The organism is Streptomyces sp. NBC_00483 (genome assembly GCF_036013745.1).
In the GTDB taxonomy this organism is placed as follows: domain Bacteria; phylum Actinomycetota; class Actinomycetes; order Streptomycetales; family Streptomycetaceae; genus Streptomyces.
Map to the genome: position 1 here is coordinate 4,809,280 of NZ_CP107880.1, position 12,714 is coordinate 4,821,993.

The 12,714-nt window shown below is 70.2% G+C and carries 12 protein-coding genes and 1 pseudogene; 2 read left to right on the forward strand and 11 right to left on the reverse strand.

The genetic code is table 11. The features are described 5' to 3' along the window. Nucleotides 1-161: 161 nt before the first annotated feature. Nucleotides 162-680: a helix-turn-helix domain-containing protein gene (locus OHA73_RS21435; RefSeq protein ID WP_327655855.1), complete on the forward strand. Its 519-nt coding sequence runs from the start codon at nt 162-164 to the stop codon at nt 678-680. Nucleotides 681-1,248: 568 nt separating this feature from the next. Here the strand turns inward: OHA73_RS21435 and OHA73_RS21440 are convergent. The 3 genes from OHA73_RS21440 to OHA73_RS21450 all read right to left on the reverse strand — a co-directional run bounded on the left by OHA73_RS21440 (nt 1,249) and on the right by OHA73_RS21450 (nt 4,188). Then, entirely contained in the window at nt 1,249-1,605 is a 357-nt protein-coding gene (locus tag OHA73_RS21440; protein WP_327655856.1) for a hypothetical protein, read from the reverse strand. Between the two features lie 238 nt (nt 1,606-1,843). Further along, nucleotides 1,844-2,614, reverse strand: a complete 771-nt coding sequence (locus OHA73_RS21445) for an IS5 family transposase (RefSeq protein WP_327655857.1) — start codon at nt 2,612-2,614, stop codon at nt 1,844-1,846. Nucleotides 2,615-2,739: 125 nt separating this feature from the next. Then, nucleotides 2,740-4,188: a recombinase family protein gene (locus OHA73_RS21450; RefSeq protein ID WP_327655858.1), complete on the reverse strand. Its 1,449-nt coding sequence runs from the start codon at nt 4,186-4,188 to the stop codon at nt 2,740-2,742. 122 nt (nt 4,189-4,310) lie between these two features. Here OHA73_RS21450 and OHA73_RS21455 point away from each other — a divergent pair, with 122 nt between their 5' ends. After that, the gene (locus tag OHA73_RS21455; protein ID WP_327655859.1) at nt 4,311-4,730 is read left to right on the forward strand and encodes a DUF3151 domain-containing protein; all 420 of its coding nucleotides are present in this window, start codon (nt 4,311-4,313) and stop codon (nt 4,728-4,730) included. 103 nt (nt 4,731-4,833) lie between these two features. Here OHA73_RS21455 and OHA73_RS21460 read toward each other — a convergent pair. The 8 genes and pseudogenes from OHA73_RS21460 to OHA73_RS21495 form a co-directional block, all read right to left on the reverse strand. Then, a pseudogene (locus tag OHA73_RS21460) lies at nt 4,834-5,106 on the reverse strand (DUF3151 domain-containing protein); the annotation flags it as partial. A gap of 125 nt (nt 5,107-5,231) precedes the next feature. Then, nucleotides 5,232-6,263, reverse strand: a complete 1,032-nt coding sequence (fbaA, locus tag OHA73_RS21465; RefSeq protein ID WP_267069969.1) for a class II fructose-bisphosphate aldolase — start codon at nt 6,261-6,263, stop codon at nt 5,232-5,234. A gap of 158 nt (nt 6,264-6,421) precedes the next feature. After that, nucleotides 6,422-6,982 carry an orotate phosphoribosyltransferase gene (gene pyrE / locus OHA73_RS21470; protein WP_266711677.1) on the reverse strand — a complete coding sequence of 187 codons (561 nt, stop codon included), beginning with the start codon at nt 6,980-6,982 and terminating at the stop codon, nt 6,422-6,424. Nucleotides 6,983-7,058: 76 nt separating this feature from the next. After that, nucleotides 7,059-7,853 carry an aldose epimerase family protein gene (locus tag OHA73_RS21475; protein WP_266711679.1) on the reverse strand — a complete coding sequence of 265 codons (795 nt, stop codon included), beginning with the start codon at nt 7,851-7,853 and terminating at the stop codon, nt 7,059-7,061. A 70-nt stretch (nt 7,854-7,923) separates the two neighbouring features. After that, a complete protein-coding gene (locus OHA73_RS21480; protein WP_327655860.1) occupies nt 7,924-8,880 on the reverse strand; it encodes an SRPBCC family protein in 957 nt (318 codons plus the stop codon). An 872-nt stretch (nt 8,881-9,752) separates the two neighbouring features. Further along, nucleotides 9,753-11,276 (reverse strand): polyamine aminopropyltransferase, encoded by a 1,524-nt coding sequence (locus tag OHA73_RS21485; RefSeq protein ID WP_443063106.1) that lies wholly within the window; start codon nt 11,274-11,276, stop codon nt 9,753-9,755. 184 nt (nt 11,277-11,460) lie between these two features. After that, on the reverse strand, nt 11,461-11,985 hold the full coding sequence (locus OHA73_RS21490; RefSeq protein ID WP_266711683.1) for a DUF2617 family protein: 525 nt from the start codon (nt 11,983-11,985) through the stop codon (nt 11,461-11,463). 335 nt (nt 11,986-12,320) lie between these two features. After that, complete coding sequence (locus OHA73_RS21495; protein WP_327655861.1) at nt 12,321-12,620, reverse strand: hypothetical protein; 300 nt, start codon at nt 12,618-12,620, stop codon at nt 12,321-12,323. Nucleotides 12,621-12,714: the final 94 nt, after the last annotated feature.

A 12,714-nucleotide genomic window follows, 5' to 3' on the forward strand; every position in this document is an offset into this window, starting at 1 on the left:
CACGCATCAGTACGGGCGCCGCCTTGGGCGCCTTGCGCGGGATCATCAGCATGCCACACGAATTGCAGATCGCAGTATTGCTCTGCGTATCGCAGAGTAGATGTTACTGTTGAGGAGTTCCTGCGAACGGCAGAGAACCGCTACGAACGGAAGGAGCAGTGGTGCCGGAGGAAGAAGCGCCCGAAGACGGCGTCCTGCTCAGCGGCGAGGCGAATGTCGCCACGCGCATCAGGGTGGAGCGCGAGGCGCGCGGCTGGAGCACCAACGCCGTCTCCGACCACCTGAACGAGGCCGGCTTCGACATGAACCCGTCCGCGGTCTGGCGCATCGAGAACGGCAAGCGCCGCATCAACCTCGACGACGCCATCGGCTTCGCCGAGGTCTTCGGCATCGACCTGCGCAACCTCGTGGGGCCGCCACAACTGGCCGCCAAGGCGCGCGCCATGGAACTCATCGACGAGGTGGTGGACGCGTTCCGCGCGACGCAGAGAGCCAACATGGCATTCACCGAGGCGCGCGACGCCCTCGACACCTACCTCACCGAGCACCCCGACATCCGCGACGAAGCCGACCTCATGGTCCAGAGCGCCATCGCGGAGGAGGCCGAAAAGACCATGCAGAAGATGCACGGCCCTCCGTCCGGCGAACACGACAACGACACCCCCGGCGACGAGGCGTAGCCCTCCGTAGGCCCAACCCCGCGCGCCCGCGCCGAGCCCGCAAACCCTCGGCATGAGCAGCTCACTCACATCCCTGGCCATCAATCGGCGAGCCGGTGTTGCCGCACCCACGCCCGCCGGACCTCGAAGAGGATCCACTCCTTGCGCCACCCCCTCCCCACCCCACATCGACCTTCGCTCGAAGGCCGCAGCCTCCCTCGCCCTGTCCCACCACCGCCCGCTCCCCCAAGCGGCGGCCACAGCGGGAACGGTGAGGGAGGTCCGGCCCTTTGACCGAGGACGAGTGGCTGCGCCGCGTAGAAGCTCAACTCCCTGACCGGGACGAGGAGTGGGTCGAGGACCTGCTCCGGATCTTCGGCATAGAACGTGCATGAGAACGAATGAGAGCCGGGCTCCAGCCAGCTTGATTGCTGGCTGGGGCCCGGCTCCCGTTCGTGACCGCACACTGAGGCTTTGCCAACCTCAGATTGGGCAGGTCGAGGGGTGCGTGGGGCGAGACAGGGCCTACACCCACGGAGGCGTCTCCGGACGGCACACCGGCCAACTCGGGCCTGAGTGATGGACTCGCTCAGCGTGCTGGGACGTGCACGGTGAAGCGGACTTTGGTGGAGCCGAGCGTCTCGGTCACCTTCCAGCAGCCGGGCTCGGGGAAGTTGATGACCGTCGGCCACCACTGCCGGCCATCGTCGGCGGTGGCAAATCCACCAGTACTGCTGCGCGCGGAGCCGGGGCGGTCCAGTCGTTCGACGTCGACGTGCGGGGTGCCCTTCTGATCAGTCATCTGCCCGTGGGCGTCCAGCGTTATCGACGCGTACTTCGTGCGGTATCCCTGTTCGCGTTCGTCCGCGTGATCCAGAAGGTCTGGTCTGGCCACCCATAAGTCATCAGCGCCGTACCATCTGCGCTTCTTGTCGAAGTCCTGCACAGCGGCTGGCACGGAGTCGGAAGAGACGGGAGCGGTGTCGGTGCAGGCTGCATTTGTCCTGCCAGGAGCATCCGGCCGGCCTGTCGAGCAGGAGGGCGAAACCGGCTGGGGTGGCATCGAGGTCGAACAGCCGACGGCCAGCAACACCAACGGGCCAACCCAGGACGCTGCTCCTCGTGCCATCCGGCTTCGCATGCGCCTCAGTCTTCCACGGCGGTGAGCTCCAGCGGGTGCGTCCTCAACCTGCGATCGAGTTGGTGCGGTGCAGGGTGAGGACGGCCCGGACGAGGCTGGTGATGCGGGTCGTCGAACAGCGGATCTTACGCAGGAGCCGCCAGGTCTTCAGGGCTGCCATGGCCTGTTCGACGAGAGCCCGGATCTTCGCGTGGGACCGGTTCGCCGCTTGTTGGCCTGCGGAGAGTGTCTCCCATCGGCCCCAGTGCGGGATTCGGATCGTGCCGCCGGCGCCGCGGTAGCCCTTGTCCGCCCAGCAGGCGATCTGCACCTGGTCGAGAGCGTCGATGATGCCGTGCTCCCGAGCTGCCCGAACATCGTGGACCGCACCGGGCAATGCGGGTGACGCCCACAGCAGCTGGCCGAATGGATCCGCGAGGACCTGCACGTTCATCCCGTGCCTGCGGTGCTTGCCGGAGTAGAACGGCCGGTCGGCGGCTATACGGTCGATGGGCAGGAGCGTTCCGTCCAGCAATACGTACGCCTCGGTCGACGCTGCCCCGACGGCCTCGGTCAGCGTCGGTGCGAGCGCCGCGAGCAGGTCGACTGCTTCGGTCACGTAGCGGTAGACCGTGCTCGTTCCAACCCGGAAACCTGTCGCAAGTTGGGCATAGGTCGTCCCGTTCCGAAGATGCGCCAGCGCGAGCAGTGCCTGCCTGCCAGAGCTCAGTCGGCGCCAGCGGCTCCCGATCCGGCGACGGTGCTCACTCAACCGGGCGGCAAGGAAGCGTAGGGAACGGCTGGACACGTCCAGCCCGCACGGATAGACAAGCACAGGAAGCCTCTGGAGAGTCGGGCAATCTTGGTCGTGAACCCGTCTACCAGGGGCTTCGCCTCTGCGTCAGCTCAACAGCCCAACTCAGAAGTCGAGTTGGCAAAGCCTCACTGCCTACATTGCCGTCACCTGAGTACCGGCTCGATGTCCGCCGGATCGAAGACCGGCCCGTTGGACGCCGGCTTGATGACAACCGCACGGAAGACCTTGAGCACGGCTGCCCGCTGCTGCTCGATCGTCAGGTCCTCCCACCGCTCCCGTACGTCGACGGGCCCGGCCTCAAAGGTCGCCACCTCGGCCCGGTGGAGGGCACGCTCCCTCTGGAGCTCCGCCATCTGCTTCTCAAGGTCATCGGTGAGGGCGACGTAGCGGGCAGCGGACATCCGCTTCTCCTGCCATGCCTGCTTGAACTCCGCCATGTCCCTTTCCAGGGAGGCCAGTTCCTCCTCCTTGGTCCACTCCGGCGCACGCGTCCGGACATCCGTCAGCGCCTTGTCCGAGCTGAGGAACACGGCGTTCCTGATGAGGCGGTCGACCGGCTCCCCCGACCTGGCCACTCCCCCGCATCCCCCGTCGTTCTTCCCGGGGCAGGCGTACCTGAACTGCGACGACGTCTTCGACTTCCGGTACGAGGGGAAGGCGCGCATCTTCGTGCCGCATCGACCGCACCGGGCGATGCCGGAGAGCAGGTACTTGGTGGCGTAATCCCGGACCACCCGCCCCTCCGTCTCCTGCCGGACCTTGTCCATCAGGAGATGCCACTCGTCCGGCGTGACCACCGGTTCCCAGTCGCCGACAACGGGCTCGCCGCGCTCATCGAGGAACAACTCCCCCTGGTGCATGCGGTAGCCGCAGACCCGCGGGTTCATCAGCATGCGCTTGATCTTGGAGTCGTCGAAGAAGCCGCCGCTGTGCGACCGAATTCCCTTGTCCCGCCACTCGCGCGCGATCGTCGCCCAGCGGATGCCGCCCAGGAAGTCCCTCACCGCCTTGCGGAGGTTCTCGGCTTCCTCCGGCACCACGGTCCTGCGGTCCTCACGACTCCATCCGTACGGAGCCCGGCCGCCCGGCAGCTTTCCCTGCGTGGCCAGTTCGAGGTGCTTGCGCTTCGTACGTCGCGAGGTGTCCGCCGAGGACTTGTTGGCGATGGTGACCTTGATCCGCGCGATGAACCGGCCGTTCTCCGTGGACAGGTCGATGTCCGACGCCGATACGGAGTCGAAGACGAGATGACGCTTGCGGCGCTCGGCGTCCTCGTACTCATCGATCCACGCTTCGAGTTCGCGCGGCTGCCGTGTGAAGCGGTCGATGTCCCAGGCGACGACACCGTCGATCCGCCCGGCCTTGAGGTCCTCCAGCATCTTCCGGAACTCCGGGCGCACGGTCCTGCGCTTGTACGCGGACAGGTCGTTGTCCTCATAGACCTTGGCGACCTCCCACCCCCGCGCGGCACAGTGCAGTCGGCAGTCCTCCTCCTGCCGCACGACGCCAAGGCCCTCGGCCTCGTCGTCCTTGCTGATGCGGGTGTAGATGCCCACCTGGATGCCACCGGAGGGCCCCCGTCGTTCTGCCATGCGCGGGATCGTCGCACACCGTGAACGCATACATCAAACGCCGTTCTCACTACCATTTACTCCCTGGCCGAGGTTCCCTGCACCCATCCCGAACTGCAGGCGGCAAGTGGCAGACTGGCGGTATGACGACGCACAAGAACCTGCTGGGTGGACCGGACCCGACGTACCTTCCGGAGAACGAAGAGGCGTACTGCCTCCTGGGCGAGGAGTCCCAGTCGCCGGCCGATGTCGCGGCCAAGTACCCGACCTTCTCGCTCGCCTGGGCCATGCTCGCCGACGACGCCTTCGAGGCGGGGCGTGTGGTCGAGTCGTACGCGTACGCGCGCACCGGTTACCACCGCGGGCTCGACTCGCTGCGCCGGGCGGGGTGGAAGGGGCACGGCCCCGTCCCTTGGGACCACCAGGCAAATCGCGGGTTCCTGCGCTGCCTCGCCGCCCTCGCCCGCGCCGCCGGCGCGATCGAGGAGAAGGACGAGACCGAGCGGTGCTGGCAGTTCCTCAAGGACAGCAGCGAAGAGGCGTACACGACGCTGAAGCGCTGACCAGCGCGGCGGTAGCCGTTGCAGCCGCCGTAGCAGCACAAAAAAATGCCGCCGCTTCTTACGAAGCGGCGGCACCGAGTGCACGATTACATCTTCCGCCACTCTCCCACGGCACCGGGCCGTGGCCCTTCCAGCCGGCACGGCGCAGCGAGTCGAGGCCGCGGTGGTAGCCGGTGCGGGCGTAGGCGTAGGACTCGACGACGCTGCCGCGCTCGAACGCGTCGTCGGCGAGCTGCGCCCAGGCGAGCGAGGAGGTGGGGTACTTCGCGGCGACGTCCGCAGGGGCCGTGCCGGACGCGAGCAGCTCGCGGGGCTCCGGGTCGTCCGGGAGCTCGGTCGGGGGCGGACCGCCGAGGAGGTTCTCGTGAAGGTTCATGGGGTCAAGTGTGCCGCGCCCGGACGGTTACCCGTCGAGCGCCCTCGTGACATGCGACGGGCCCGGCTCCCCGAGGGGATGCCGGGCCCTTGCACAGAAGGGCCTGCGGGAGGCCCCACGGAGGACTACTTGATGCGCGTACCCGTCGAACGCAGGTTCTCGCAGGCCTGGACGATGCGGGCGGTCATGCTCGCCTCGGCCTTCTTGCCCCACACGCGCGGGTCGTACGTCTTCTTGTTGCCGACCTCGCCGTCGACCTTCAGGACGCCGTCGTAGTTCTCGAACATGTGGCCCGCGATGGGCCGCGTGAAGGCGTACTGGGTGTCGGTGTCGAGGTTCATCTTCACGACGCCGTTCTCCAGCGCGGTCGTGATCTCCTCGACCGTCGAGCCGGAGCCGCCGTGGAAGACGAAGTCGAACGGCTTCGAGCCGGCCGGCTGACCGTACTTCGCGGCGACGCCCTCGTTCAGCTCCTTGAGCAGGTCGGGGCGGAGCACGACGTTGCCCGGCTTGTAGACGCCGTGCACGTTGCCGAAGGACGCGGCCAGCAGGTAGCGGCCCTTCTCGCCCAGGCCCAGGGCCTCGGCGGTGCGCAGCGCGTCGTCGACCGTGGTGTAGAGGTTGTCGTTGATCTCGTGCGAGACGCCGTCCTCCTCGCCACCGGTCGGCGTGATCTCGATCTCGAGGATGATGTTCGCGGCCTTGGCCTTGGCGAGCAGCTCCTGCGCGATCGTGAGGTTGTCGGCGAGGGTCTCGGCCGAGCCGTCCCACATGTGCGACTGGAAGAGCGGCAGGCCGCCGGCCTCGACGCGCTTGGCGGAGATGTCGAGCAGCGGGCGCACGTAGCCGTCCAGCTTGCCCTTGGGGCAGTGGTCGGTGTGCAGCGCGATCTTGTTGCCGTAGCGCGCGGCGGCGACGTGCGCGAACTCGGCGAGCGCCTCGGCGCCGACGACCATGTCCTTCACGCCCTGGCCCGAGAGGTACTCGGCGCCACCGGTGGAGATCTGGATGATGCCGTCGGACTCGGCCTCGGCGAAGCCCTGAAGCGCCGCGTTCAGCGTCTGCGTCGACGAGACGTTGATGGCCGGGTAGGCGAACTTCCCCGCCTTGGCCCGGTCGAGCATCTCGTTGTACTGGTCCGGGGTTGCGATGGCCATCTGCCGTCTCCTCGTAAAGCGCGCGGGTTGCGGGTTCGGGTTGTCGTTCTGGGTGACCCTCACCAAGGGGGTGACATCATCGTCGACCCCATCCTTCCAGACTCGGCCAAATGCTCCAGCCCTGCGAAGTGGACCGGGTCGGTCCGGGTGAGTCCGGGTCAGTCCAGTCCGAGCTCGTCCTTCGAGAAGGCGAAGAGGTACGGAACCCCGGCGCCCTCGGTGATCTTCTCGGCGGCGCCGGTGGCCCGGTCCACGATGGTCACGACGGCGACGACCTCGGCCCCGGCCTCGCGCACCGCCTCGACGGCCTCCAGCGGGGAACCGCCGGTGGTGGACGTGTCCTCGACGACGACCACGCGACGGCCCTTGATCTCCGGGCCCTCCACACGCTTCTGCATGCCGTGCGCCTTGGCGGCCTTGCGGACGACGAACGCGTCGAGGCGCTCGCCGCGGGCGGCGGCGGCGTGCAGCATCGCGCCGGCGACGGGGTCGGCGCCCATGGTGAGGCCGCCGACCGCGTCGAACTCCAGCCCGTGCTTGCCGGTCAGGTCGAGCAGCACCTGGCCGACCAGCGGGGCGGCCTCGCCGTCGAGGGTGACGCGGCGCAGGTCGACGTAGTAGTCGGCCTCGATCCCGGAGGAGAGCGTCACCTTGCCGTGCACCACGGCCTTGTCCTTGATCTGCTGGAGCAGCGCGTCGCGCACGTCGTTCGAAGTCATGGCTATGAGCTTAAGGGCCCGGCGCGGGGGCCGGTTTTACAGGTGGCTCCACGTCGTTACAGGTGGCTCCACGTCTCTACAGGTGGCTCCACGTCCAGGTCGTGCTCGCCTCCAGCGGCTCCACGGGCGTGACCAGGCGCGGCGCGGTGTTCAACCCGTTCGGAGGCCCTGTCTGCGGCTCCACGCACACAGCCGCGTCCTGCTCGTCGTACACGACGACCCACTGCTCGGGGCTCTTCACCTCGAGCTGGAGGGCGCCCGGCCAGGACAGCATGACGTCGACGCCGTCGGGCATCCCGAAGCAGTCGTCCCAGGGCCCCGGGGTGGGCTCGATGCGCTTGCCGGTCGGCAGGTGGTCGGCGCCGCGCTCCTCCTGCCAGGCCGGGTCGAAGGCGATCTGCACGCTGCTGCCGCCGTCGGTGACCGTCCGGTTGAACCAGGGGTGCCAGCCGATCTGCGCGGGAAACGAGTCGCCGTACGTCTCGATCCCCATCGACAGGGTCAGCGAGTTCTCGGTGAGCGAGACGAGCTGCGTGACGCGTCCGCTGTACGGCCAGGGGTCGGTGAGGTCGTACGTGAAGGCCGCCTCGGTGTGGGTGGCGCGCGCGGTGGTCCACTCGGCGTTTCGGCCGAAGCCGTGGATGGCGTGCGGCGGGGAGTTCAGCGGCATCTGATGGACCTTGCCGCCGTCCCGGAACTGCCCGTCCCTGATGCGCCCGCACCACGGCACCATCGGAAAGCAGCCGTACTTCTCGCCCTGCCGCAGCAGCTCGGTACCGGAAATCTTCAGGCTGCTGATACGGCAGCCGTTGCCCGGCGCCACGGTCACTTCCGCGTCGCCCGCGGTCAGCGTCGTCTCCTGTGTCGTCACGGGTCCTGAGCCTATGCGGGGCGGGGCCACCGGCGCCTGCGCAGGGCTCCGCCGATTGTGCGGAGAGGGCCTAGCGGCGCCTGCGCAGGACCCGGCCGACGACGATCGCCGAGGCGAGTGCGACGGCGGCCGCGGGGGCGGCCCAGCGCAGCGTGGCGCTGGTCGTGACGCCTTCGGGGGCTGGCACGGGGGCGTACCGGCCGCGCGGCGGTGCGTGGTCGACCTCTTCCGCGCTGCGGCCGATCATCGTGCGCCGGGCGTGCGCGGCGACCGGCTCCGCCGGGAGGTCGGATTCGGGTCCGTCGGCGGCCGCGAGATCCGTGTCGGGGTCGAGGGACGGCGGCGGAATCTCGGTGTCGAAGACGGAGGAGTGGTCGTCGCCCCCTTCGGCTCCGCCTTCGCCGGAACCGTTGTGGGCGGCGCTCTCGCGGGGGTCGCCGACCGAGCTGCTGCCGGAGCCCTCGACGGTGTCCTCAGCCGGCCCACCGCCCGCGTCGTCGTCCGTGTCCGCGCCGGTACCCGCGCCCGGGTCCGTGCTCACGTCCGTGCGCGCGTCGTCGTCGGAGTCCGCGCTCCCGCTCATGTCCTCGTCGGGGTCCGAGCCCGGCTCCTGGCCGGTCGCTCCCAGGTTCTCCGCGAAACGGTTCAGCAGACGATGGACCGCCGACGCCACGGCCTCGCGCGGCAGTTCCGCGACCCGGCCGTCGCCGGAACCGGTGCCGGAGAAGGTGACGGCGGAGCCGCCGGCCGCCGCCGCGACCCGGGCGGTCAGGGCGAACTTCACGCCTCCCGTGCCGCGGGCCTCGCTGCCTTCACCCGTCACGGCGAAGGAGCCGTCCGCCGACTGCGTCACGGTGACGCCGCCGCGGTACGTGATGGTGTGCCCGCCGATACGTACCTTCAGCCGGCCTCCGCCACCGGAGGCGTCACGCTGGTAGCCGGGCAGGGCCCGGTCGACGCGTTGGGAATCGCAGAGCACCGCCCGCAGTGACTCCGCCGGAACCGGAACGAACACCTCATGCTCCATGCCGCCGAGCCTAGCGACCTCATCGCTCACGTGTCCCCCCTTCGCCCTCCGCCTTTCGACTTTCCAACGCCCCAGGGTGCCCTTGTGCTACCGCGACCGCGAGTGGGCGCGGGGGCTGCACCACATCGACGACGGGCGCTACCCCGGCGCCGCACATCGACGACGGCAGGCGCCGCCCTCGGCCCCACGCATCGACCACGGCAGGCGCCGCCCCGGCCAGCACACCGCCCCCGGCACCACGAAACAGGCACCACCCCGGGGAGCCGGAGCCCGGAGGGGGCGGGCGGGTGGGAGACGACCAAGGCCCGGCCCAGCCGAAAACACGACGGCGTCGCGAACCGACACCGCAGACGCCACCCCGGCAAAACCCAGGCCCCCGCATCGACCACGGCAGACGCCACACCCGGCCCGCCCCCACAACCCCGACCCCACGCATCACCGACGGCAGGCGCCACCCTGGCCCACGAACCAACCCTCGGCACCCCGAAACAGGCACCACCCCGCGGGGCCGAAGCCCCCGGAGGGGGCGGGCGGGTGGGAGACGACCGAAGCCCGGCGCAGCCGGAAAGGCACGGCGCCGCGAACCGGCACCACAGGCGCCACCCCCGGCAAAACCCCGGCCCACGCCTCGACCACGACAGGCGCCACCCCGGCCCACAAACCAACCCCCGGCGCCGCGAACCGACACCACAGGCGCCGCCCCACAACCCCGGCGCCGCAAACCGGCACCGCAGGCGCCACCCCCGGCACCGCCCCACAACCCCGCCCCCGCGCAACACCCCCGACGACCCCCGGCCCCGCCGACCCGCACCCCGGGCCCCGGGCCCCGCCGACCCGCACCCCGGCCCCCCGAACCCGCCGGCCAGGCGTCGTCAGTCGCCGAATCGCGGATGCACCAACGTCGACGGCGCGTGTCCCGCCCCGGCCCGTACCACCCGCGCCCCCGCCGGAGGCCCAGGTCGCGTCCATCCCGCCAGGACGAACCCCACACCCCCGTCGCCGCGATACGCCACCGCCCGCAACCCCGCGGAGCGAACCGTCGCGGCAGCCGTCCCCAGCGGCCCCGCCCCGCCCCTCACCCGCGCCACCACTCGCCCCCGGTCCGCGAGAACCCGCCCCACCAACCCGTAGAACTCCTGCGAGTACAGCTTCGTGCTCGCCGTGCTGCCGGGGTCGGGCAGATCGCACACCACCACGTCGTACGGCAGCGCCCGCGGAGCGCTCCGCAGCCACGCGAACACGTCCCCCGTCAGCACCCGCACCCGCGGATCCCCGAGCGACCGCCCGTTCAGCTCGCGCAGCCCCGGGTCGGTCCGGGCCAGGTGCACCACCGCCGGGTCGGGGTCGACCACGTCCACGCGCCGCACCCCGCGGACCCGCAGCGCCTCCCGCGCGGCGAGGCCGTCACCCCCGCCGAGGATCAGGACCCGCGCGCGCGGACCGCCGTGCAGCGCGGGGGCGACGAACTGCCGGTAGGGACGGCCCCGTTCGCGCCCGTCGGCCCGCAGCTGCCCGTCGAGAAAGAGCGACGTGGGGCGCCGCCCACCGCCCGTGAGCACGACTTCCTGCGCCCCGGTCTGCACGGCGACCCGCACATCCGCCCCGAACAGGGCGTGCCGCGCCGCCCGTTCGAAGTCGTCGACGAGGACCCAGGACGTGGCGAGCACACCGAGCACCGTGACGTTCGCGACGATCAGCAGCCAGCAGGCCCGCCGGCTCAGGTCCCGCCGGAACAGGCCGAGGACGAGCACTGTCCCCGCCACCGCGTTGACCGCCCCGGTGAGCAGCGCCCCCGTCAACTGTCCGAGCAGCGGCAGCAGAAGGAAAGGGAACGCAAGGCCGCCGACCAGCGCACCCACATAGTCCGCCGCGAACAGGTCGGCCACGGCCCCGCCCGCGTCCTGCCGCCGGATCCGCTGGATCAGCACCATGAGGAGCGGCACTTCCGCCCCGATCAGCACCCCGATGGCCAGCGAGAACCCGACGAGCAGCCAGCGCGGCCCGTCCGCCCAGGCCCCGCCCCAGGCCCCGGTCCACGCGAACACCGCGTACAGCGCCATGGCGCTGCATCCGCCGACGAGCGCGAGCAGCGCCTCGATCATTCCGAAGCCGACCGCGGCGCGCAGCCGCAGCCACTTGGCGGCGAGCGAGCCGAGGCCCATCGCGAAGACCATGACGGAGAGCACGACGGAGGCCTGGGTGACCGAGTCGCCCATCAAGTACGAGGCGAGCGCGACCAGTTCGAGTTCGTAGACCAGTCCGCAGGCCGCGCAGACGAAGACGCCTGCGAGGACGAGGAGGCGCCCGGTGCCCGGCTTCACCGGGAGCGGGGACCGGACCGGGCCGCCCAGGGACCTGGGGTCTCGGGTCGTCACGGGTGGGTGCGGTTCGATCACGCCTGGAACGCTACGTCACCGTTCGACTCCGTCCGGTCACCCACAAGTGTGGAACCGATGTACCGCAGGCATACCCGTGATCCGCGCGACCTGCGCGACCACCGCGAGCCGGGCTCACGCGGCCGCTCACTCCGCCGCCCGGGCCTCCGCCCACGCGCCTCCGCCCGCACCACCGCCCGCGCCGCTACAGCGCGGCGGCCACCGGCATCCGCGCCCCCACCCGCGTACGAGTGGCGACCAACTGGCCGTCCTGCGGGTAGGCGTGCCAGGTGCGCCAGTGCACCTGACCCTCGTGCCGCTGGGCGAGCATCGCGGTGAAGGCGTGCGGGCTGCCGGGAAAGACGCCCGCCAGACCGTTCGGATGGTCGGCGACGAGCGCGAGCAATTCCTGTGCGCGGCCCGCAAATTGACCCGCAGTCAAATGTTCGACGCGGGCCGCGAATTCGTACTCCCAGTCGCCGAGGCGCTTCGCGACGCCCAGCGGGAGCGGCGTACTGCTGCCGGGAATGCACGCCACGGTCTCCGAACAGCTGCCGTTCTCCTCCTCGAGCAGCACCTGGTGAGAGGCGCCGAGCAGCCTCAACTGAAGCCTGGCATCGTCGATGTCGAGGTCGAGCGTGGCGAGCGCGGGCAAGGGCTCCCGGCCGAGGGCCCAGGCCAGATCGGCCGCACTCGTATCGGTATAGGCGGTGTTCAGGGTCGTGAGCATGGGTCGGCTCCGCTAGCACGCAAAGGGAGGTGGGGCCGGCTGCGTCGAAGGAGCCGGCTCGTGCCCACGTGAACGCGATAACTACGTAGTACGAGGGCTGCGTTGACGGTTAAAGGGAATCATGGTGGGCGACGCCATCACAGCATTTTTACCCAACTTCGGAGGGTTTCCATCCCCCCGAGGGCAGCACAGCTCAACTGTTCAACTTCCACGAGCACCTTTCGCGCCCGGCGCACAACCTCCGAGGGCACAACCGGACAAGCGTGCGGCCCACGCGGACCGACTGCCCCGTGTCAGTCGCCTCCGCGCGGGCCGCACGCCCCGACAGCGGTGTGTCAGCTTCCGCCGCCCCCGCATCCACCACCGCCACCACCGCACGACGAGCCGCCTCCACCACAGGAGGAGCCGCCGCCGCACGAGTGGCCGTGATGACCGCCGCCGGAGTCACCGGACGAGGAACACCCGTAGCCGCCGCCACCGCTCGCGGCACCGCCACCGGCCCACCAGCTGCTCCTGCCGGCACGGTTCTTCTTCAACGATGTACTGGGTGAGCGGCCGCTGCCGCCCGCCCTTGCCGTCCCGAGCACGATGGCGAGCACCACCATCACGAAGACCACGATGAAGAACACGTTCATCACCGGCCCTCCTCTCTCTTCCCCCGTATCCCCCGAGGGGCCGCCCCGTGCGGGCGTGACAGGGGAATGCCCGTGCCCGGAGCACGCCAAGCAG